Source organism: Amycolatopsis albispora, from assembly GCF_003312875.1.
Lineage (GTDB): Bacteria > Actinomycetota > Actinomycetes > Mycobacteriales > Pseudonocardiaceae > Amycolatopsis > Amycolatopsis albispora.
Map to the genome: position 1 here is coordinate 1,162,629 of NZ_CP015163.1, position 20,289 is coordinate 1,182,917.

A 20,289-nucleotide genomic window follows, 5' to 3' on the forward strand; every position below is an offset into this window, starting at 1 on the left:
AAACCGGATACGAGGTGTGATCCGCCGATGCGCGGGGTAAAGGCCGGTTACCGCGTCTGATCTCCACCCCCGTCCCCATCGACGAAAGGCGTTGCCCCGTGAGCAGCCTGATCGACTCCGACGTCGAGTACCGGTTCAACCGCGGCCTGCGCGGCTATCTCGAAGCCGTCACCTCCGCGCTGGGCATCGGCCTCGAATCGTGCACGGTCGACCTGGACACCCCGGTGTCGGCCTACATCGCCATCGACTGGCGGCTGGCCCGGTTCCCCGGGCGCGACGTGGCGCTGATCTGGGACGAGCAGCACGGCTGGGCGGCGACCATCGAGGCGGGCTGCGGGGAGGACGTGATCGTGCTGGCCTACCTCGGCGGGGACGAGGTGCTGCCGGACCCGCGGCAGGTGGTGCGCTTCCTGGCCGCGCTGCGGGCGGACGACCACTCGCTCGGCCAGCCCGACCCGCCCGGCATCCGGCAGCCGGGCAACCACGACGAACTGCTCGACCGCCTCGGCTAGGACACCTGGGTGGTGAGCAGGAACGGGAGCCTGCCGAAGGCCTGCCCGTTGATCTGCAGTTCCAGCGCGTGCTCGCCGGGGTGGTAGACCCGCGTCGAGATCGGCTTGAACGAGTGCCGGCGCTCGATGGTGGCCGCCTCCCCGGCGGGCAGCGTGCGCGTGGTCAGCTTGAACACCTTCGGCGCCAGTGCGCCGTTGGCCTTGCGGTGGTGCACCACGTAGTCGATGGCCAGCGTCAGCGGCTCGGTGCCCTGGTTGAGCAGGGTGAAGTCGAAGGTGAGGTGCTCGCCGACCGCCACTTCGCCCGCCCGCACGCGTGGCCCGTCCACCGCGAGCCCGGCGGGCGGGCCGAAGCCGAGCAGCTCCAGCGCGGCGGGATCGCCCTGCTTGACCAGCGTGCGCAGACCGTGCCGGACCAGCCGCGGCTCGGCGCCACCGGCCAGCCAGCGCGACGCCGTCCGCACGCAGAGTTCCGGGTCGAGCCTGCTGATGTCGTTCAGGTGGTTGGCGACCGAGCGGCGCACGTACTCCGAGTCGTCGCGGTGCAGGGCGTCGAGCACCGGCAGCGCCGCGTCCGGCCGCCGGGTGATCGCCTTGACCTGCCGCGCCCACGGCAGGCGGGGCCGGGTGCCCTCGCTGGCCAGCCGCCGGACGTGCTCGTTCTCGTGCCGCGTCCACGTCAGCGCCTTCGCCAGCGCGCGGTCCAGGTCGGCGTCCAAAAAGGACCGGACGGCGAACTCGGCGGTGAGCAGCGGGGTCAGCTCGGCCAGCAGGTCCAGCCCGGCGTCGAAGTGCGCGGGCAGGGCACGGGCCGCCACCGCCTCGGTGACCGGCCAGATCATCCACCCGGTGAACCGCGGATCGCCCAGCGCGGTGCGGACCACCGCCTCGAACGCCGGGTAGGGCTCGGGCAGCCCGGCGAGCACCGCGTCGCGGACGAACCGCCCGCGCTCGCTGAAGCTCATCCCCGCCAGCTCGCGCGGGGCCGCCCGCAGCGCGGACAGGTCCAGCTCGGGGGCGGCTTCTCCCAGGCAGCGGGCCAGTTCGGTGACGGCGGCGGCACTCAACATCTCGTCGGCGGTCGGCACGGCCCAGACCCTAGCGGCGGGGTACGTCAGTTTCGGCGCGCGCGAGGGCGAGGATGTCGTCGACGCTCCACTGGTCGTAGATGTGCTCGCCGTACTTCGCGGCCACCACGGTGCCGTCTTCGGCGATGAGGAAGTCGGCGGGCAGCCCGAGCCTGCCGTGCTCCTGCTTGGCCGCGGGCGCCGGGTCGCGCCTGGCCAGGCCCGCCGCGATGCTGCGCAGGACCGGCAGCCACGCCCGCGGGTGCAGCAGCGCGCGGGCCCCGGATTCCACGCCGAACTCGCGGTAGAGGCGCTTGCCGGGATCGGCCACCACGGCGAACGGGATGTCCGCGGTGTGCACGCGCAACTCGGCCTCGGGGGAGTGGAACACCGCGACCTCCAGCACCCCGGCCGCGGCCAGTTCGGCGTGCCGCGTGGCCACCGAGCGCAGGTGCACGTTGCAGACCGGGCAGCCCGCGAACCGCCGGAACTGCAGGTGCACCAGGCGTCCCCGCTGGGGGATGTCCACCGGTTCACCGTCGACCACTTCGACTTCGCGCGGGGTGAGCACGGTACCCGGCTCGATCCTGCTGCCCATGACTTCCTCCGGAACGTAAGCGTGCGGTGTACGCCTACGAACGTATGCGCGTATGTCGTACGCTGTCAACCGAGATGCCCAGGCCACGTTCACTGACCCCCGACCAGATCGCCGGTGCCGCGCTCGCCGTGCTCGACCGAGACGGTCTCGGCTCGCTGTCGATGCGTGCCGTGGCCGGTGAGCTCGGCATGGGCACGATGTCGCTGTACCGCTACGTCACCGACCGAGAGCAGCTCGAAGGGCTGATCGTGGAGCTGGTGCTCGGCGGGATCGACCTCGGCGTGGACCCGGCGGGCCCGTGGCAGGAGCGGCTGGCCACGCTCGCCGGGCGGATGCGCGCGGCCGTCGGCGGGCACCCCGCCGTGGTTCCGCTGCTGCTCACGCACCGGCACAGCTCGCTGTCCTCGGCCCGCTGGGGCGAAGCCGTGCTGGAGGTGCTCACCGACGCCGGGTTCACCGGGAAACGCCGGGTCATCGCCTTCCGCGTGCTCATCGGCTACCTGCTCGGCGCGTTGCAGGCCGAGCACCTCGGCCCGCTGTCCGGTTCCGGCACCGAGGCGCTGGCCGCGCTGCCGGAGGCGGAGTTCCCCCGGTTGAGCGAAACCGCCCGCCGCGCGCGGCGGATCGGCGCCGACGAGGAATTCCGGTGTGGACTGTCGGTTGTACTGCACGGACTCGAAGCGGACGGAGGACAGCGATGAACGAGGAAACCCGGGTCAGCCGGGACGAAGCCGGCAGCCGGTACCAGGTGCTGGTCGGCGACCGGGTGGCCGGGTTCGCCGAGTACCGCGAGCACGGCGACCGGACGGTGTTCACCCACACCGAGATCGCTGACGAGTTCGGCGGGCGCGGGCTGGGCAAGGTGCTCGCCGCCGGCGCGCTCGACGACGCGGTGTCCCGCGGCCGGGTGCTCGTGCCGCTGTGCCCGTTCATCGCGAGTTACCTCAAGCGGAACCCGGGTTACCAGGAGCACGTCGACTGGGACGCGGCGCGATGACCAATCTGGACAGTGAGCCGGAGGAGACGCTCTGCCGGTCGGTGGCGGGGGAGGGCGCGGTCGCCGAGTTCCACGAACCGCGCGTGGTCCCGCTCGGCGGACTGCGCGGTATGCGGGTCGAACGGGTGCTGCCGCAGCGCGCGCTGCCCACCGTCGGTGCCTGGTGCTTCCTCGACCAGTTCGGGCCGGAACGCGTCGAGATGAGCGTGCTGCCGCACCCGCACACCGGCCTGCAGACGGTGACCTGGCCGCTGGCCGGGGAGATCCGGCACCGGGATTCGGTCGGCTCGGACGTGCTCGTGCGTCCCGGGCAGCTGAACCTGATGACGGCCGGGCGCGGCATCGCGCATTCGGAGTTCTCCGTGCTCCCGGAGCAGGACGAGGAAATCCCGCTGTTGCACGCCGTGCAGTTGTGGGTCGCGCTGCCCGACGAGGCGCTCGGTGCCGAGCCCGCCTTCGAACAGCACACCGAACTGCCCGAGTACGTCGCCGACGGGGTGACGGCGACCGTGCTGATGGGCTCGCTCGGCGACGCCGTTTCGCCCGCCACGACCTACACCCCGTTGCTGGGCGCGGATCTGGCCGTCGAACCGGGCGCGCGGGCGGTGCTGCCGCTGCGTCCCGACTTCGAGCACGCGGTGCTGGTGCTCGAGGGCGAGATCGAGGTGGACGGCCTGCCGGTGGTGCCGGGGCCGTTGCTGTACCTCGGCACCGGGCGCGCGGAACTGGAGATCACCGCGAGCGACCACGCGCAGGCGCTGCTGCTCGGCGGCGAACCGTTCCCCGGTGAGCTGGTGATGTGGTGGAACTTCGTCGGCCGCGGCCACGACGAGATCGCCGCCGCGCGCGCCGACTGGGAGAACGGGGAGCGCTTCGGCTTGGTCGATGGCCACGGCGACGAGCGGATTCCCGCGCCCGCGTTGCCGGGCGTCCGCCTGACGCCACGGCGCCGCCGATAGCCCTACAGCGGGATGTTGCGGTGGGTGCCCCTCGCCGCCGGGAGCACGGCGAAGAGTTCGGCGAGGCGTTGGCGCGTGTCGGCGGGCTTGATCACCTCATCGACCACGCCGATGCTCATCGCGCGCCCGACGCCGCCCGCGATCAGCTCGTGCTCGGCGACCAGTTCCGCCCGCAGTGCCTCGCGTTCTTCTTCGGGCGCCGCGGCCAGTTTCTTGCGGTGCAGGATGCCGACGGCCGCCTCGGCACCCATCACCGCGACCTCGGCCTCCGGCCAGGCGAGCACCGCGCTGGCGCCGAGCGAGCGCGAGTTCATCGCGATGTACGCGCCGCCGTAGGACTTCCTGGTGACCAGCGTGATCCGCGGAACCACCGCTTCGGCGAAGGCGTGCAGCAGTTTCGCGCCACGCCGGACCACGCCGTTCCACTCCTGGCCCACGCCCGGCAGGTAACCGGGAACATCGACCAGTACCAGCAGCGGAATGCCGAAACTGTCGCACATCCGCACGAACCGGGAAGCCTTCTCCGCCGACAGTGAATCGAGGCAGCCGCCCTTGCGCAACGGGTTGTTCGCGATGACACCGACGGTCCGGCCGCCGAGCCTGCCGAACCCGATCACCACGTTCGGCGCCCATTTCGCCTGCAGTTCGGCGAAATCGCCGTCGTCGAGCAGGGCGCGCACGAGCGGCTTGACGTCGTAGGCGCGGCGCGGGGAATCCGGCAGCAGCGCGCGGAGGTCCTCGGCCGGAGCGATCGCGGCCGGGTTGGTCACTCCCGGCCTGCCGACAAAACCGACGATGCGCCGGGCTTCGGCGTAAGCGTCGCTTTCGGACTCGGTGGTCACGTGCACGACACCCGACTTGCGGCCGTGTGCCTCGACCCCGCCCAGTCCCGCCATGTCGATCTGCTCGCCGGTGACCGAGCGCACCACGTCCGGCCCGGTGACAAAAACCCGGCCGGCTTCGGACATCACCACCAGGTCGGTCAGCGCGGGACCGTAGGCCGCGCCGCCCGCGGCCGGGCCGAGCACCACCGAAAGCTGCAGGACCCGGCCCGACGCCCGGACCATCGCGGCGAACATCCGGCCGATGCCGTCGAGCGCGGCGACGCCCTCGTTCAGCTTCGCGCCGCCGGAATGCCACACGCCGATCACCGGGCAGTCCTCGGCGACGGCCAGTTCGATGGCGTCCACGATCAGCGGTGCCTCGTCCACCCCGATGGCACCGCCCATCCGGCTGCCGTCGGTGCAGTAGGCGACCACCGGCACCCCGTCGACCAGGCCTCGGGCGACCACCACCCCGATGCCGCCGGTGTGGTGCACCGGCCGCAGTGAACCCGGGTCGAGCAGCTGCGTCAGCCGGTGCACCGGGTCGCGGTGGTCCGGCACGGCTGCCGTGGTTCCGGCACTGCTTTCGGCGCTGCCGGGTGTGGCGAAGATCGTCATCACGCACCTCGTGGGCCGTGGGCAGGGGCGGGGCCCAGTAGACCCGTCGGCGGCAACGGAAACGCCTAGTTTTCGGCACTTCCACGGGCGGTCCGAAACCACCTTCTGTCATGGTCCAAGTGCGGTTGGTAAATGACTGACGAAGCGGTGGAAAACCCGGTGACCGCCCGTCGATCAGCGGAACGTGTGCGGCCGATCGCGTTCCGTGTGAGTGCGGTGAACGGCCCCGGCTGGGTTTTCCACCGGGCACCCATCGGGCGGTAACTGCGTTGTGTGCCACCGAAGCGGTGAATCCGTGCCCTCCGCATCCGTTCCGGCGGCCGGATCGGCGTTCCCGCTGCCGTGGGTTTGCCGGGGCGTCATGGCGGAAGACCTGCTCGGCGCGCTCATTGGTTAATTCTTAACCGGAAACCGTGACCTGACGCGGAAGTGGTGCGTTCGGCCCTACCGCGTTCTCCGTACGAACGTACGGTTCCACTGCCGGATCACTGGTCGTGCGAGACGGCCTGTGCGCAGCCTAACCTTGGGACCGCGGATGCGGCCTGGGGGCCGGGATGCGGGATTCGCCCGCCATCTGGCGAAGTCGTCACGGGCCGCACCGTGCAAGGGAGGACCAGTTGGTCGAGCGGACGGAAGTCCCCGGCGACTCCGGCGTGCTGATCGGCCGGAGCGGTGAACTGGGGGCCCTCGCACGGCTGGCCGCGGCCGCCCGCGCCGGTGACGCGGGCCTGATCGTCCTTTCCGGACCGAGCGGGATCGGCAAGTCCAGTCTGCTGCGGGCGTTCACCGGGCACGCGGCCGCCGAAGGCATGCGGGTGCTGCACGGCACCTGCGGTGAAGTGGTGGCGGGCACCGGGTACGGCGGCGCGCAGGCCCTGTTCGGTTCGCTGGACCTGACCGGCGCGGATTCCGGGCTGCTGCGCGGTGGCGCCCGCCGGGCGCTGGTCGCGCTGGCCGACGACCCCGGCGACGCCGGCTCGGCCGCCGACTACCCGGCGCTGCACGGGCTCTACTGGCTCGCGGTGAACCTGATGGCCGACGGCCCGCTGGTGCTGGCGCTGGACGACGTGCACTGGTGCGACGAGCGGTCGCTGCGCTGGCTGGAGTTCCTGATGCGGCGCGCGGACACGCTGCCGCTGCTGGTGGTCCTCGCGCTGCGCACCGAGATCGGACCCGTGGCGCCCGGCGCGCTCGCCGACATCTCCGCGCAGCCGCGTTCGGTCACCGTCGACGTCGGACCGCTGGGCGAGGCCGACGTGGCCACCATGATCACCCGCGACTTCGGCAACCCCGCCGATCCGTCCTTTGTGCACAACGCGGCGATGGTCTCCGGCGGCAACCCGCTGGTGCTCACCCGGCTGCTGCACGAACTGCGGGAACTGGGCGTGCCACCGGACGAAACGGGCGCGCGGCGGGTCACCGAGGTCGGCCGGTACGTGGTGGCGACCTCGGTCCGCGCCACGCTGGACAGCAAGCCGGACTGGGTGCGTGCCGTGGCGATCGCCGTCGCCGTGCTCGGCGACCACGGCGAGGAACTGCTCGGCGCGCTGGCCGGGGTGCCCTCGTCGCAGGTGGAAACCGCGCTCGAGGTGCTGCGCGGCGCGGACGTGCTGGCCGCCGACCGCGTCGAGCCGGTGCACGACGTGGTGCGCTCGGCGGTGCTCGACTCGATCAGCCCGGCCGATCTCGCCGCGCTGCGCGTGCGCGCGGCCAGCCTGCTCAGCGACGCGGGCCGTCCGGCCGAGGACGTGGCGAACCTGCTGCTGCTCGTCCCGGACGTGACCCAGCCCTGGATGGCGGGGGTGCTGCGCGCGGCCGCCGCGCGTGCCGAGCTGCGGGGTGCGCCCGAGGCCGCGATCCGGTACCTCTACCGCGTGCTGGAAGCCGAACCGGAGAGCGTGCCGGTGCGGCTGCAACTGGCCAGGTCGCTGGCCGAGCTCGACCCGCCGAAGGGCGCGGCGCTGCTGCGGGAGGCGCTGGTGCTGGCGCTGGACGTGCGCACCAGGGCGATGGTCGCGGTGCAGTTCGGCATGACCTGCCTCCACGTGCAGAAGTCACCCGAAGCCGTGCGGGTGCTCAGCGAAGTGCTCGACGCGCTGGACCTGGAACTGGGGCCCGATCCCGATCCGGCCGACCGCGAGCTGCGCACCCACGTCGAATCGGCGCTGCTGCTCACCGGCGTGGACGAGAAGTCGACCGTCGCGGCGGTCCGCGAGCGGGTGGCGCGGATGACCCCGCCGCCGGGGGACACCCCGGCGCAGCGGCAGCTGCTCGGCACGATGACCGTGGTGACCGCGATGGACGGCACCTCCCCGGCGCTGGCGGTGGAGCAGGCGCGGCGGGCCATGCGTGCCCCCGGTGTCACGCTCGGCGGGTGGTCGCTGCTGTCCGCCGCGCTCGCGCTCAGCTTCGCCGACGAGGTGGGCGACTGCATGGACGCGCTCGACCGGGTCCTCGAGCACGCCAGGGAAAACGCGGCGGTCCGCACCTACGTGCTCACGTTGTCCTTCCGCGCGTTCATCATGCACGGGCTCGGCGAGCTGGCCGACGCGATCTCCGACGCCCAGGTCTCGCTCGACGTCAGCCGCGGGGAACCGTGGGGTGACGCGGTGACCATGCCGCCGACCGCGCTCGCCGCCGGGCTGATCGACCGCGGTGAACCGGCCCGCGCCGAGGAACTGCTGGCCGGGGTGGGGCGCGCCGGCCTGGACCGGTTCGTCTGGGAGTACCACTGGTTCCTGATGACCCGCGCGCGGGCGCGCTGGGCGCTCGGTGACGCCGACACTGCGCTCGCGTTGTTCGATGAGTGCGGCCGCTCGCTGAAGGACGCGGGGCTGGTCAACCCGGCGTTCGTGCCCTGGTGGGTGGAGTCGGCGTGCGTGCTGGCCGACACCCGCCGCCCCGGCGACGCGGTGGAGATCGTCGAGTACGGCACGGAGCTGGCGCGCCGCTGGGGCACCCCGCGGGTGCTCGGGCTGGCCGCGCTCGCGCGCGGGGTGATCACGCCGGGCACGGCCGGGATGGAACTGCTCGCCGAAGCCGCGTCCCTGCTGGCCCGCTCACCCGCGCGCCTGGAGCAGGCACGCGCCGAATTCCGGCTCGGGCAGGCACTGCTGGAGTCCGGGTTTTCCGAACGCGCGCGCGGGCACCTGCGCACGGCCGCCGACCTGGCCCGCCGGTGCGGGGCACTGGCGCTGGCGCGGTCGGCCCGCCGCGGGCTGGTCGCGGCGGGCGGGCGGATGCGGGAGATCACCGAATCGCCGGTCGACATGCTCACCGGCACCGAGCGCAAGGTCGCCGCGCTGGCGGTGGCCGGGTCGAGCAACCGGGCCATCGCCGAATCGCTGTTCGTCACCGTGCGCACGGTCGAATCGCACCTGACCAACGTCTACCGCAAGCTGGGCGTCGGCTCGCGTGCCGAACTCGACACCGCCCTGGCCGACATGCCGCGCTCGCTCGGCGGCCCGGCGAAACGGGTGTTCTCGTGAGCGGCCACGCCGAGTTGTTCGGCCTCGAACGGGAGGCCGAGCGGCACGCCCTGACCTCCGTGCTCGGCGCGCTCGACCGCGGAATCCCTTCCGTGGTCACGATTTCCGGGGCTCCCGGGCTCGGCCAGCTCGACCTGCTGCGCTGGATCGCCCGGCTGGCCACCGGCCAGGGCGTGCGCGTGCTGTGGGCGCGCGCGGCACCGGCCGAGCACGGCCTGCGTTACGGCGTGGTCGCCCAGCTGCTCACCCCGCTGGTGCCCGGCGTGCGTGACCTGCTGGCCGGGCCGGACCAGCTGCCGGGGCTGGCCGAGCTGCTGCGGGCCGCGCGCACGCGGCCGACCATGGTGATCGTCGAGGACGGGCAGTGGCTCGACCCGGCGTCCTCGGCCTGGCTGCAGGCGCTGGTGCGGCGGCTGCCCGGCACCCGGATCGCGATGCTCGCCAGCACCGGCGGGACCTGCGGGGACTGCGCCGCGGTGTCCAGCCTGGCCGCCACCGGCCAGGTCAACGCCGTCGAGATGCTGCTCGCGCCGCTGAGCGCACGCGGGGTGGCGGACGCGGTGGAGCTGGTCTGCGGTGAGCGCGGCGAGGACGGTTTCTGCGCCGCCGCGCTGGCCACCACCGGCGGGAATCCCTTGCTGCTGCGGGAAGTCCTCGGCGAGTACCACGCCCGCGGTGGCGCACCGGTGGACGCCGGGGCGCCGCGGCTGCGCGCCATCGGTGAGGCGGCGCTGGGCGACTACGCCGCCCGTGTCCTGGATGGACTGTCCGAAGAGGCCATTTCGGTGCTGCGCGCGGTGGCGGTCTGCGGTGCGGTGCTGGACTTCCCGCTGGTCTGCCGGCTGGCCGGTGAGCAGGACCTGCACGAGTCGCGGATCCGCGCGATCATCGCCGCCAGCGGGCTCGCGGTGGAGGCGGGGGACCGGCTGCGCGTGCGTGCCCCGGTGGTCGCGGCCAGGGTGCTGGAGAGCATGCCGGGCGCCGAACGCGCCGAACTGCACGCGCGGGCCGCCGAGCTGGCCTACCGGGCCGACGTCCGCGACGCCGACGTCGCGCGGATCCTGTTGCAGGCCGGGCCGATCGGCGCGCGCTGGGTGGTGCACCTGCTGCGCCGCAGCTTCGTTTCGGCACTGCGCACCGGTGACGACGGCGCGGCGATCGCGTACCTGAACCGGGCGCTGGACGAACCGCTGGAACCGCTCGAGCGGGCGCGGCTGAACTTCGAACTCGCCTCGGTGCAGGTGGCCAGGGTGCCGGTGGCCAGCGACCGGCGGCTGAGCGAGCTGGCCACCACTCCCGGCCGCGAGTTCGCCGGGCTGCGGCTGCGCGCGGTGGACGCCAAGCTGTCCCGCGGTGACAGCCACTGGGCGCGCCGGGTGGCCGCGGAGGCCGTGCTCGCCGAGCACGAGTCCGAAAAGGACGGAATGCTGGCGCTGTACTGGCTGTCCGAGCAGACCCGCCAGGACGACGGCGAGCCGATGGTGCCGGAGATGCCGCCGTTGCCGGACCACCCGCTGGACACCGCGCAGGCCGGGGCCCGGGCCTGGCAGCTCGCGGCTTCGGCGAACGACCTGCAGGCCACCCGCGTGCTGGCGCGGCGCGCGCTGCGCCGGGAGGAGGACCGGCCGCTGCTGGTGATGCCCCGGCTGTCCGCCTGCCGCGCGTTGTTCCTCACCGACGACCTCGAAGAAGCCGAAGTGCAGCTGAACGCGCTGCTCGCCGACGTGCAGCGCGAGCACCTGCGCGCGGGCACCGCCCGTGTGCTCGCCGCGCGTGCCGAGCTGAGCATGCGCACCGGCCGCAACGACGTCGCCGAACGGGACCTGGCCGCCGCCGAGCGCGCGCTGCCGCTGAGCGGGTGGCACCCGAACATCGCCTCCTACCCGATCTCGCTGCAGCTGTGCATCGATGTCCAATATGGACGGCTGGACCGGGCCAGGGCGCTGCTCGGCAGGGCACGGCCGGCCGAGGGCGCGTTTTCGGCGTACTTCATGTTCGCCAAGGGACTGCTGTCGCTGGCCGAGGGCAGGCCGGTGGACGCGCTGGACATGTTCCGCGAGTGCGGCAGGCGGCTGCTGCGGCAGCACATCGTCAATCCCGGGCTGCTGCCGTGGCGGTCGGTGGCCGCCGGTGCGGCCGCCGCGCTGGGCCACGTCAAGGAGGCGCAGCGGCTCAGCCTGGAGGAGTGGACGCTGGCCGAGAAGTGGGGCGCGCCGAGCGCGCTCGGCTGGGCGGAAATGGGGTTTTCGCGGCTGTCCGGCGAACAACGGGTGATGCGGGCGCGCGAAGCGCTGCGGGTGCTGCGCGGGTTCCGGCTGAGCCCGGTCTACACGCTGGCACTGCTGGAAGCCGCCGCCGCCGAGTTGGACGACGGTGACCCGGCCGAGGCGCCCCCGCTGCTGGGCGAGGCGTCCGCGCTGGCCACCATCCACCGCTCGCACTGGCTCACCACACGGCTGCGGGAGCTGAGCGAGCGGGCCGGCGGCGCCCCGGCCACGCCGGTTTCGCCGATTTGGACTTCGCTGTCCGAACCGGAGCGTAAGGTCGCCGTCATGGTTGCCCGCGGTCGTGTCAACGGCGAGATCGCCGAGACCCTCTCGGTCACCAAGCGGACCGTGGAGCGGCGGCTCAGCTGCGTCTACCGCAAGCTGGGCATCAGCGGGCGGGAGGAACTCGGCGCGCTGGTCCGGTCGATGGAGGGGTTCTGAAACCGATGTTGCTGGAGCGGGACGCCGAACTCGCGCTGGTGGCCAAGGCGCTGCGCGCGGCGACGGACGGCGAGTCCGCGCTGATCCTGTTGCGTGGCCCGCTCGGCATCGGCCGGTCCGCGTTGCTGCAGCAACTCCCCGGGGTGGCCGACGGTGAACGGGTCCGGGTGCTGCGGGCGAACGCGGCGCCGATGGAGCAGGACTTCGCCTTCGGCGTGGTGCGCCAGTTGTTCGACACGCTGCTGGCCGGCACGCCCGAGGAGGCCCGCGAGCACTGGCTGCAGGAGCGGGCCGGGTTCGCCAAGCTGGTTTTCGCCGACGACGCGGTGCCCGCCGCCGAAGCCCACGACGTGGCCCAGTCCGAGGCCGTGCTGCACGGGTTGTGCACGCTGCTGGCCAACGTCGGCGAGGAAACCCCGTTGTTGCTGCTGGTCGACGACCTGCAGTGGGCCGATGTGCCGTCGCTGCGCTGGTTCGCCTACCTGGCGCGCCGGTTGAGCGGGCTGCGGGTGGTGGTGGTCTGCACACTGCGCGACGGTGACCCGCGGGCGCAGCACGCACTGGTGCGCGAGGTGGCCGACGCCGCCACCCGGGTGCTCACCCCCGCGCCGCTTTCGTTCGAGGCCACCAAGGAGGTGATCGTCGGGCACTTCGGCGAAGAGGGCGACGAGGAGTTCGCGAGCGCCTGCCACGAAGCCTCCACCGGCAACCCGCTGTTCCTCAACTCGATGCTGTTCAGCCTGGTCGCCACCGGCTGCCGCCCGGAAGCCGCGCAGGCACCGCAACTGCGCAGCCAGCGGCCGTCGAAACTGCGTGAGCGCGTGGAAAGCGGGCTGCGCAACCAGCCGCTGCCGGTGCGCGACCTGGCCGCGGCCATCGCCACCTTCGGCGAGCAGGGCGATCCCGAGCTGATCGCGCGGCTGGCCGGGCTCGACGCGATCGGCTTCGCCGGTGCGCTGCGCTCGCTGCACCAGCTCGGCCTGCTGGCCACCGAGCAGGAACCACGTTTCTTCCACCGCGTGGTGCAGGACGCGGTCGAGGCCTCGATGACCGTGGTCGAGCGCGAGCGGCTGCACGATTCGGCCGCCGCCCTGCTCTACCGGTTCGGCGCGCCCGCCGAGCAGGTGGCGGCGCAGCTGATGGCGGTCACCGTGTCGCGGCAGCCGTGGTCGGTGGTGGTGCTGCGGGCCGCCGCCGACACCGCGCTGCGCCGGGGCGCGCCGGACACCGCCGCCCGGTACCTGCGGCGGGCGCTGCTGGACAGCTCCACCGAGGGCGAGGACCGCGCGCGCCTGCTGATCGACCTGGCCACCGCCGAACGCGGATTCGACCCGGCCGCCTGCGAACGCCACGTCTCCCAGGCCGTCCCGCTGCTGACCACCCCGCGCGACCGGGCGGCGGCCGTGCTGCGCATCGCGCCGACCGTGCTCGGCACGCCACCGGCGTCGATGATCGACCTGATCGGGCAGGTCGCCGGCGACCTCGGCAGTCCGGACACTTTGGACGGTTCGGCCCGGGAAATCGCGCTGCGGCTGGAAGCCCGGCTCCGGCACGCCGGGCACGAGGACCCGGCGGAGCTGGCCTCGGCCAGCGAACGCCTGCGCGGCCTCGGTGAAAGCCCGCCCATGCGCTCCGGCGCCGAACGCGAGCTGCTCGTCGTGCTGCTGCACGCCGCCACGATCAGCGCCCGGCGCCCCGCCGCCGAGCTGGCTTCGCTGGCGAACCGGATCCTGGAGCGCGAACCGGCCACCCCGTCGCACGTGCACACCGCGCTGCCGCTGCTGGTGCTCACCCTGATCGCGGCGGATTCGGTGCAGGGCATCAGTTCCTGGCTCTCCATCGAGCGGCAGGCGCGGCGCCAGCAGGTGACCGTGGCCGACACGCTGGTGCACGTGGAGCATTCGCTGGTGCTCACCGCCCGCGGCAGGCTGCCCGCCGCGCGTGAGCAGGCCGAGCGCGCGATGCAGCTGGTGGACACCGACTGGCACGAGGTCAGCGCGTGCGCCATGGTCTCGCTGGCCGCGGTGGCGCTGGAGCTGCGGGACATCGAGCTGAGCAAGCGCATCCTGGCCGGGGTGGGCAGGCGGCGCTCGGAAAGCCTGTGCCTGACCGCGGTCACGCAGATCCTGGAGTCGGCGATCGACGCCCACCAGGGCCAGTGGGTCAGCGCGCTGGACGGGCTGCTCACCGTGGGCAGGCTGCTGGAGGCGTCGGGCTGGCGCAATTCCGCGCTGTACCCGTGGCGGCCGTGGGCGATCAGCCTGCACCAGCGCCTCGGGGACAGCTCGTCCGCGCTGGCGCTGGCCGAGGAGGAGCACGCCTGGGCGGAGTCGTGGGGCGCGGCATCGGCGGTCGGGCGCGCGCTGCGGTTGCAGGGCTGGCTGCACGGCGGGGAACGCGGGCTGGAACTGCTGCGGGACGCGGTCGGCACGCTGCGCGGCTCGGCCAACGACCTGGAACTGGCGCGGGCGCTGATCCTGCTGGGCAGGCGCCTCGGCGACTCGGCCGAAGCCGCTGCCGCGCTGCGCGAAGGCGCCGAACTGGCCACCACCTGCGGGGCGGGCTGGCTGGCCGACCGCGCCCGGCCGGGTGCGGCGGGCCGGGGGGCCGCGCCGCCGCCGAAGGTGTCGCTGACCCGCACCGAGCGCCGGGTGGCCGAGCTGGCCGGGTCCGGCATGACCAACGCCGAGATCGCCGAGCGGCTCGGCGTGTCCTCGCGTGCGGTGGAGAAGCACCTGACGAACTCCTACCGCAAGCTCGGCGTCGCGGGCCGGGCCGGGCTGGCCGGTGCGATCTCGGCCGATGTGCCGGACGCCGGCTGAGCGGAAATCACCGCGTCACCGCTTTTTCAACGCGTGTTTCACGTTACTTACTCGCTAGTGAAGTTCGCGCGTTTCCCGTCGGTAAACTCAATGGCAATCAGCTCGTTCCGAACCCGATTCGGCGCTTCCGGCTAATCCACCGGTGCCCGGGCCGCATGGTTCGGTGTCGGTGCCGACAGTGTCGGTGGTACGGTTCGGTCTCTCCGGGATTTCCCAGGTGAACGGCGGGACACCAGCGGGTTCGCCCGGGGGTTCGGGGGCCGACCGTACCGAACCACCGTCTCCCGCCCGGTCGGCCCGTACTACTTCGACAAGTTCCCACAGGCTTCTCCCTCAGTTACCGCCTTCATTGACGCCCCCTCTTTCGGTGGATAGTTTTCGATACGACTTGACGGCGTAGAGCGCTCTAAGAATCGCGGGGCCGGAACCAGCCGCCAACCGGGGGCACGGGCGAGCGGAACGGTCTTTTCCGGCAGTGGCGTGGTTCTCCAGCTGAGGCGAAGGGATGGCAGTCACATGACGAGTGCGGCACTCGCGGACACCGGCCGGGCACCGGTCCGCGGCCTCGAGCACGAACTGACCGTGGACACCGATGCGCAGGCGCACGCCGAGAAGGCCGGGCTGATGGTGTGCCTGGACTCGGCGCTGCGGATCCAGCAGGCCAACCAGGAGTTCTTCCGCCAGTTCGGGATGGCGTCGGCGGACGTGTGCGGCCGCGGCTTCACCGAGCTGGTGCACCCGAGCATGCAGCAGGCGCTGCGACGGCAGTTCGCCGGCCTGGTCGAGGGCAAGCGCCACCGCTTCGCCGCGCACGTGGTCCTGGTGCGCGCGGGTGGCGTGGCCTTCCCGGCCACGCTGACCGGGGTCGCCGTGCGCGGTGGTACGCCGGAGATCGGCGGCTCCACCACGATCCTGGTGATGATGCGGGCCGCGCAGGGTGCCGCCGACGCCGGGGTGGTGACCAACCGCAAGAAGATCCTGTCCGAAATGGACGCACGGATCCTGGAGGGCATCGCGGCCGGGTTCTCCACCATTCCGCTGGCTTCGCGGCTGTACCTGAGCCGGCAGGGCGTGGAGTACCACGTCAGCGGCCTGCTCCGGAAGCTGAAGGTGCCCAACCGGGCCGCGCTGGTTTCCCGCGCGTACTCGATGGGCGTGCTCAACGTCGGCATCTGGCCGCCGAAGGTGGTCGACGACTTCGTCAAGTAGGGGCGAGGGGCTGTCCCGAGCCGGAGGCCGCGACCCGATGGGTCGTGGCCTCCTTCCATCCCGGGAACCGTTTACCGTGTTTACCCCGGCCGACGATCAGGTGACCGGGAGCTTGTGCGTTGCCGCACAGACGGTGGGGGGTGTGGGCGGTTTGCCTGAGTCAGGGGTACCGTCGGCCGGGTGGGGCAGCTTCGGACGCGAGTGAGTGCCTGGCTGGCACGCCGGTATCTCAGCAGGGTACGCAAAAAGGGGTTCGATCTGTCGAGGCTGGGCATGTTCCCGGACTCGGCGCTGATGCCGCTGCGGCGCAACGGGCTCGACCCGGTGCCGGAGCTGGCGCGGCTGCGTGAGCGCGAGCCGATCAGCAAGCTGGACATCCCGTTCGGGGTGAACGTGTGGCTGGTCTCCGGGTACGAGGAGACCAAGGCGGTGCTCAGCGACGCCACCCGGTTCAGCAACGACTTCAACAACCTGGTCGGGGAGGGCGGCGCGAACGCCGACGCCAATCCCGGCGGGCTGGGCTTCGCCGATCCGCCGGTGCACACGCGGCTGCGCAAGCTGCTCACCCCGGAGTTCACCATGCGCCGGCTGTCGCGGCTCAAGCCCGGCATCGCCGAGATCATCGACCAGCGGCTGGACGCGATCGCCGCGGCCTCCGCGCACGGCCCGGTGGACCTGGTGCAGGAGTTCGCGCTGCCCATCCCGTCGCTGGTGATCTGCGAGCTGCTCGGCGTGCCCTACGAGGACCGCGACGCCTTCCAGCACCTGAGCGTGGCGCGGTTCGACCTGTTCAGCGGGGCGGAGGCGTCGTTCGGCGCGATCTCCGAATCGCTGGAGTACCTGCTCGGCGTGGTGCGCAAGCAGCGCGAGAACCCGGGCGACGGGCTGCTCGGCATGATCATCAAGGAGCACGGCGACGAGGTCGACGACCGCGAGCTGGCCGGGCTCGCCGACGGCGTGCTGACCGGCGGGTTCGAGACCACCGCCAGCATGCTGGCGCTCGGCGCGCTGGTCCTGCTGCAGGACCAGGAGACGTTCAAGCGCATCGGCGGCGCCGCCGACGACGACCCGGTGGTGCACGGTTTCGTCGAGGAGGCGCTGCGTCACCTGACCGTGGTGCAGGCCGCGTTCCCGCGGTTCGCCAGGGAGGACCTGGAGATCGGCGGGGTGCGGATCGGCCAGGGCGACGTGGTGGTGTGCTCGCTGAGCGGGGCGAACCGGGACCCGGAGTTCGGGCCGGCGCTGGAGGACTTCGACGCCTTCCGCAGCCCGACCAAGCACGTGGCCTTCGGGCACGGGGTGCACCGCTGCATCGGCGCCGAACTGGCCAGGATGGAACTGCGTGCCGCCTACCCGGCGCTGGTCCGGCGCTTCCCGGACCTGCGCCTGGCGGTGCCGGCGCACGAACTGGAGTTCCGGAAGGTGTCGGTGGTCTACGGGGTCGAGTCGCTGCCCGTGCTGGTCTGAGCAGCAGGCCGCCCGGCCAGTTCGGCGGTTTCGTACAGGCGCAGCATCACGCCGACGCCGGTGGCCTCGAACGCGCGCCGCACCGGGCGGCTGGCCCCGGCGACGCGGAAGTCCACCCCGCGCTCGGCGGTTTCCTGCTGCACCAGCACCAGGGTGGCGATACCGCTGCTGCCGAGGAAGTCCACCCCGGCCAGGTCGGCGACGAGCACCTCCGGCGGGGGCAGCAGCGCGGCGGCCAGCGCGGTGTCCCAGGTGGTGAGCGTGCCGAGATCGATCTCGCCCGCCGCGCTGACCACCACGACGCCGGGCGCCGGCCGGGTGGTCCGGACGTCCAGGGTGGTGGCGGTTCGCTCCACGGCAGTTCCTCACTCGGCGGTAGGCGCCCGACAGCGCATCGTGACGGCTTTCCCAGCACGGTACGGGGTGCGGGCGGGCGGGGACAAGACACGGGTGGCCCGCCCCCGTCCGGCGGCCGCCGATCACCCGTCTCTATGCTCCGCCCATGGCCAGGTACTTCGACGTGCACCCCGAGAACCCCCAGCGCCGGTCGATCGGCCAGGTGGTCCGGCTGATCACCGAAGGCGGCCTGATCGCCTACCCGACGGACTCCTGCTACGCGCTGGGCTGCCAGCTGGGCAACAAGACCGGGATCGACCGGATCAAGGAGATCCGCGGGCTCGACGACAAGCACCACTTCACCCTGGTTTGCCAGGACTTCGCCCAGCTCGGGCAGTTCGTGCACGTCAGCAACGCGGTGTTCCGCCTGGTCAAGGCCTCGACGCCGGGGAGCTACACGTTCATCCTGCCGGCCACGAAGGAGGTGCCGCGGCGGCTGATGCACCCGAAGAAGAAGACCGTCGGCGTGCGCATCCCCGAGCACGTGGTCACCCAGGCGCTGGTCGCCGAACTGGGGGAACCGCTGCTGTCGAGCACGCTGCTGCTGCCCGACCAGGAGGAGCCGATGACCCAGGGGTGGGAGATCAAGGAGCGGCTGGACCACCAGGTGGACGCGGTGCTCGACTCCGGGGAGTGCGGGACCGAGCCGACCACGGTGATCGACCTGTCCGAGGGTGAGCCGGAAATCGTGCGGCGCGGTGCGGGAGACACATCGCGGTTCGAGTGAGCTGTGTTTTGCTGAACGCCATGGATCTCGATTCGATCGCCGCCGAGCTGTACTCCGGGCCGCGGGAGGAGTTCACCGGCAGGCGCAACGAACTGGCGGCGCGGGCGCGCAAGGCGGGCGATCGGGACCTGGCCGCGCGGATCAAGGAGCTCCGCAAGCCGACCAGTTCGGCGTGGCTGGCGAACCGGCTGGCGGCCGCGCACCCGGACGAGCTGGGTGAGCTGACCGAGCTGGGGGAGTCGCTGCGGCAGGCGCACCGCGAGCTGGCCAGCGACGACATCCGTGAGCTGTCGCACCGGCGGCGTGAGCAGATCAACCAGCTGCTCGGGCTGGCCAGGGAGGTGGCGCGCGCGGAAGGCGTCTCGATGAGCGAGACGATCACCCGGGAGATCGAAAGCACGCTCGAAGCGGCCGTCGCCGGGGAAGAGGCCGCCGAGCAACTGGCCGCCGGGCGGCTCAGCGCGGCGTTGACGCCGGACATGACGGACATGTGGCTGATGGCCGCTTCACCGTCGGCGGCCCCGGCACGGCAGGCGAAGCCGGAAAAACCCAAGGCGGAGAAGAAGAAAAAGCCCGAGCCGGTACGGGACGAACTCGCCGCGAAGCGCGCCGAAGCCGAACGCCGCCGCCGCGAAGAACGCCGTCAGGCCGAGGAACGCGCGAAGCGCACCGCCGCCGACCGGGATGCCGCGGCACAGGAACTGTCCGAACTGGAATCGGAAGCCGAGGACCTCGGCAAGCGCGTGGAGAACCTGGAAACCGAACTGGCGAAGCTGAAGCAGAAGCACCGCGAGGTTCGCAAGGCCGTCGCCGCCGCCGAAAAAACCCTGGAAAAAGCGAAGGGCGCGGCGGGCGCCGCCGAACGAGCCCTGTCCTCCCTGCCAGGACAGTGACCGGAGCCGGAAAGTCCGATGTGGACTGACCGGCCCCGGCCGCTGGGTCAGGGCTTCGGGATGGCGACCGCGTTGTAGGGCGTGGTCGGCGTCGGCGGGGTGGTGAAGCGGGCGTTGGGCAGGTAGAGGCGGTTGCCGTAGGCGGCGATCGTGGTGGGGACGTCGAAGCGCGGGTCGGTGATCCGCTCGCGCAGTTTCGCGTGGCTGCCGTCTTCGGTGACGGTGAACACGGCGACCGCGTTCGACCGGTTCTGCACCACGTACAGCGTGCGTCCCCGGAGCAGGAGGCCGTCGCCGTTGACCAGGGTCTCGCCGCCGAGGTCGACCAGCTTCGTCACACCGGTCTTCTTGTCCACCAGGTGCAGCTGCGCGGTGTTGCTCTGCACGACCAGCAGCGAGCGGCGGTCGGGGGTTTCGGCGATGCCGTTGGCGTTGATCGCCCCGGGGGTGACCACGAAGTCGCCGGTGAGCGGGAGGGTGGTGTGCGTGTCGGCCAGCTTGCCGTGCTTCCCGATGGCGACGCGGTACAGCACGGCCTTGCGGGAGTCGGTGAAGTACGCCGCCTCGCTGGTGAGCACGACGTCGTTGACGAAGGTGTCGGTGTCGGCGGCGAGCTGGTAGGTCTTGAGCACCTTCCCGGTCTTCGCGTCCACCACACGCGCGTCACCGCCGACGCCGCCGGAGACGAACAGGCGGCTGCGGTGGTCGGCCTTCAGCCCGACCGACGGGGTGCCGGGGCCCTGGCTGAACACCTCGCCCTTGCCGGTGCGGAGGTCGACGCGGAACAGGTCACCGTCGGCGCGGGAGCCGAAGTAGGCGGTGGGGGCGTGCCCGATCGCGATGCCCTCGGGCAGGAATCCGTCGGGCAGCGGGAATTCGGCGGGGAACGGCTGGGCAGGCGCGGCGACGGCGGGCACGGTGGTCACCAGCGAAACGCCGAGGACCACCGCGGCGAGCGCGCCGAGGGTGCGGGACATGCTGCTCTCCTTGTCGGGGTGGGGACA

Annotated in this window: 16 protein-coding genes; 11 read left to right on the forward strand and 5 right to left on the reverse strand. The window is 72.3% G+C overall.

What is annotated here, in order from left to right; all coding sequences use genetic code 11:
* The first annotated feature begins 98 nt into the window (after nucleotides 1–98).
* Nucleotides 99–512 carry a DUF6292 family protein gene (locus A4R43_RS05645; RefSeq protein ID WP_113691331.1) on the forward strand — a complete coding sequence of 138 codons (414 nt, stop codon included), beginning with the start codon at nucleotides 99–101 and terminating at the stop codon, nucleotides 510–512.
* Here the strand turns inward: A4R43_RS05645 and A4R43_RS05650 are convergent.
* Both A4R43_RS05650 and A4R43_RS05655 read right to left on the reverse strand, forming a co-directional pair.
* Nucleotides 509–1,600 carry a DNA alkylation repair protein gene (locus A4R43_RS05650; RefSeq protein WP_113691332.1) on the reverse strand — a complete coding sequence of 364 codons (1,092 nt, stop codon included), beginning with the start codon at nucleotides 1,598–1,600 and terminating at the stop codon, nucleotides 509–511. The genes A4R43_RS05645 and A4R43_RS05650 overlap by 4 nt on opposite strands.
* A 10-nt stretch (nucleotides 1,601–1,610) precedes the next feature.
* Nucleotides 1,611–2,177, reverse strand: coding sequence for a peroxiredoxin-like family protein (locus A4R43_RS05655; RefSeq protein WP_113691333.1), 567 nt, complete (start codon nucleotides 2,175–2,177; stop codon nucleotides 1,611–1,613).
* 74 nt (nucleotides 2,178–2,251) lie between these two features.
* Here A4R43_RS05655 and A4R43_RS05660 point away from each other — a divergent pair, with 74 nt between their 5' ends.
* The 3 genes from A4R43_RS05660 to A4R43_RS05670 are packed head-to-tail and all read left to right on the forward strand — an operon-like array spanning nucleotide 2,252 to nucleotide 4,133.
* Nucleotides 2,252–2,878: a TetR/AcrR family transcriptional regulator gene (locus tag A4R43_RS05660; protein ID WP_113691334.1), complete on the forward strand. Its 627-nt coding sequence runs from the start codon at nucleotides 2,252–2,254 to the stop codon at nucleotides 2,876–2,878.
* A complete protein-coding gene (locus tag A4R43_RS05665; protein ID WP_113691335.1) occupies nucleotides 2,875–3,174 on the forward strand; it encodes a GNAT family N-acetyltransferase in 300 nt (99 codons plus the stop codon). Before A4R43_RS05660 ends, A4R43_RS05665 begins: the two co-directional genes overlap by 4 nt.
* Nucleotides 3,171–4,133 carry a pirin family protein gene (locus A4R43_RS05670; RefSeq protein ID WP_113691336.1) on the forward strand — a complete coding sequence of 321 codons (963 nt, stop codon included), beginning with the start codon at nucleotides 3,171–3,173 and terminating at the stop codon, nucleotides 4,131–4,133. Before A4R43_RS05665 ends, A4R43_RS05670 begins: the two co-directional genes overlap by 4 nt.
* Nucleotides 4,134–4,135: 2 nt before the next feature.
* On the opposite strand, the gene A4R43_RS05675 is transcribed toward A4R43_RS05670, so the two are convergent.
* A complete protein-coding gene (locus tag A4R43_RS05675; protein ID WP_113691337.1) occupies nucleotides 4,136–5,575 on the reverse strand; it encodes an acyl-CoA carboxylase subunit beta in 1,440 nt (479 codons plus the stop codon).
* A 617-nt stretch (nucleotides 5,576–6,192) separates the two neighbouring features.
* On the opposite strand from A4R43_RS05675, the gene A4R43_RS05680 reads away from it, so the two are divergent.
* The 5 genes from A4R43_RS05680 (at nucleotide 6,193) to A4R43_RS05700 (ending at nucleotide 17,269) form a co-directional block, all read left to right on the forward strand.
* On the forward strand, nucleotides 6,193–9,063 hold the full coding sequence (locus A4R43_RS05680) for a helix-turn-helix transcriptional regulator (protein WP_205215250.1): 2,871 nt from the start codon (nucleotides 6,193–6,195) through the stop codon (nucleotides 9,061–9,063).
* Nucleotides 9,060–11,771 (forward strand): helix-turn-helix transcriptional regulator, encoded by a 2,712-nt coding sequence (locus tag A4R43_RS05685; RefSeq protein WP_162788332.1) that lies wholly within the window; start codon nucleotides 9,060–9,062, stop codon nucleotides 11,769–11,771. The genes A4R43_RS05680 and A4R43_RS05685 overlap by 4 nt, the downstream gene beginning before the upstream one ends.
* Before the next feature lie 5 nt (nucleotides 11,772–11,776).
* A complete protein-coding gene (locus tag A4R43_RS05690; protein WP_113691340.1) occupies nucleotides 11,777–14,593 on the forward strand; it encodes an ATP-binding protein in 2,817 nt (938 codons plus the stop codon).
* A 516-nt stretch (nucleotides 14,594–15,109) separates the two neighbouring features.
* The gene (locus A4R43_RS05695; protein WP_236808791.1) at nucleotides 15,110–15,802 is read left to right on the forward strand and encodes a LuxR C-terminal-related transcriptional regulator; all 693 of its coding nucleotides are present in this window, start codon (nucleotides 15,110–15,112) and stop codon (nucleotides 15,800–15,802) included.
* 201 nt (nucleotides 15,803–16,003) lie between these two features.
* A complete protein-coding gene (locus A4R43_RS05700) occupies nucleotides 16,004–17,269 on the forward strand; it encodes a cytochrome P450 (protein WP_205215423.1) in 1,266 nt (421 codons plus the stop codon).
* On the opposite strand, the gene A4R43_RS05705 is transcribed toward A4R43_RS05700, so the two are convergent.
* Complete coding sequence (locus A4R43_RS05705; protein WP_113691342.1) at nucleotides 17,236–17,625, reverse strand: STAS domain-containing protein; 390 nt, start codon at nucleotides 17,623–17,625, stop codon at nucleotides 17,236–17,238. The genes A4R43_RS05700 and A4R43_RS05705 overlap by 34 nt on opposite strands.
* Before the next feature lie 146 nt (nucleotides 17,626–17,771).
* On the opposite strand from A4R43_RS05705, the gene A4R43_RS05710 reads away from it, so the two are divergent.
* Nucleotides 17,772–18,392 (forward strand): L-threonylcarbamoyladenylate synthase, encoded by a 621-nt coding sequence (locus tag A4R43_RS05710; protein WP_113691343.1) that lies wholly within the window; start codon nucleotides 17,772–17,774, stop codon nucleotides 18,390–18,392.
* Between the two features lie 20 nt (nucleotides 18,393–18,412).
* Nucleotides 18,413–19,285: a hypothetical protein gene (locus A4R43_RS05715; RefSeq protein WP_162788333.1), complete on the forward strand. Its 873-nt coding sequence runs from the start codon at nucleotides 18,413–18,415 to the stop codon at nucleotides 19,283–19,285.
* Between the two features lie 47 nt (nucleotides 19,286–19,332).
* Here the strand turns inward: A4R43_RS05715 and A4R43_RS05720 are convergent, their stop codons facing one another.
* The gene (locus A4R43_RS05720) at nucleotides 19,333–20,262 is read right to left on the reverse strand and encodes an SMP-30/gluconolactonase/LRE family protein (RefSeq protein WP_113691345.1); all 930 of its coding nucleotides are present in this window, start codon (nucleotides 20,260–20,262) and stop codon (nucleotides 19,333–19,335) included.
* Nucleotides 20,263–20,289 lie beyond the last annotated feature (27 nt).